The organism is Brevibacillus sp. SKDU10, assembly GCF_001645205.1.
In the GTDB taxonomy this organism is placed as follows: Bacteria; Bacillota; Bacilli; order Brevibacillales; family Brevibacillaceae; genus Brevibacillus_B; species Brevibacillus_B halotolerans.
On sequence record NZ_LSSO01000111.1, the window covers coordinates 1 to 996 of the forward strand.

The 996-nt window shown below is 37.3% G+C and carries 2 protein-coding genes; one reads left to right on the top strand and one right to left on the bottom strand.

All coding sequences use genetic code 11. The features are described from left to right. On the top strand, nt 1–185 hold a 185-nt coding region (locus AYJ08_RS06130; RefSeq protein ID WP_197490603.1), incomplete at its 5' end, for a KOW motif-containing protein. A 309-nt stretch (nt 186–494) separates the two neighbouring features. On the opposite strand, the gene ribH is transcribed toward AYJ08_RS06130, so the two are convergent. Next, nucleotides 495–968 (bottom strand): 6,7-dimethyl-8-ribityllumazine synthase, encoded by a 474-nt coding sequence (ribH, locus tag AYJ08_RS06135; protein WP_064016989.1) that lies wholly within the window; start codon nt 966–968, stop codon nt 495–497. Nucleotides 969–996: the final 28 nt, after the last annotated feature.

The window sequence follows — 996 nt, forward strand, 5'->3', positions numbered from 1 at the left end:
ACTTAGAAAATTCAGAGGTCTATGTCAATTCGGGTCCCTTGAAAGGAATGGAAGGACAGATTAAAAAAGTAGATCGACACAAAAAACGCGCTAAAGTACTCATAAAATTTATGGGTTCAGAGAAATTGGTCGATCTTGGCGTTGAAATACTTTCCAGCTTAAAAAATCTAAATATTAGCAAATAAAGAGTTATTGTTCATTTTTTTGCCATTACTAGATGATTACTTCCACTTATCTGCCTCTAACTGTAGTCATCCCGTAAAAGTTCTATCCATCAAGCATCTTTCGGATTGTAAGCTCCTTGGCTTAGTTACTATTTCAATAACAATTATAGATTTCCTTAAGAAAGCCTCAGTCTGTTCGTGAATAGATGTAAAATTATTAAAATACCAAACATAAATCTGCTTTATTCGTATTCTTTCATTAACAATTACAACGTTCTATTTGTAGAAAAGAGCTACCGAATCTATCGGTAGCTCACATTTTAATACCATTTAGCAAGTTTGTTCAAAGCTACGTGCCAAATTAGCCATTTCAATAGCGGAAGCAGCTGCTTCACATCCTTTATTTCCAGCCTTTGTCCCAGCACGTTCGATAGCTTGTTCAATATTATCAGTCGTCAGGACACCAAAAATAATAGGTACTTCACTGCTCATTGAAAGAGCTGCTACTCCTTTTGCACATTCATTACAAACATAATCAAAATGAGGAGTCGATCCGCGAATCACTGCTCCTAATGTAATAATCGCGTCAAAACGCGCTGTTTCAGCCATTTTTTTCGCCATAAGTGGAATCTCGAAGGCCCCCGGAACCCATGCAATTTCAATTTGGGCTTCTTCCACACCATGCCGTTTTAGTGTATCTAAAGCCCCACTTACTAGCTTACTGACAATTAATTCGTTAAAACGGCCAGCAACAACTCCTATACGCAATCCTGAACCGACGAGCTTGCCTTCCCAGATTTTCATATTCATCCTCATTTCTTCATTATAATAT

Bases quoted from the DNA above. Each gene is read 5' to 3' on its own strand.
- ribH (WP_064016989.1), bottom strand. From the start codon at position 968: ATGAAAATCTGGGAAGGCAAGCTCGTCGGTTCAGGATTGCGTATAGGA.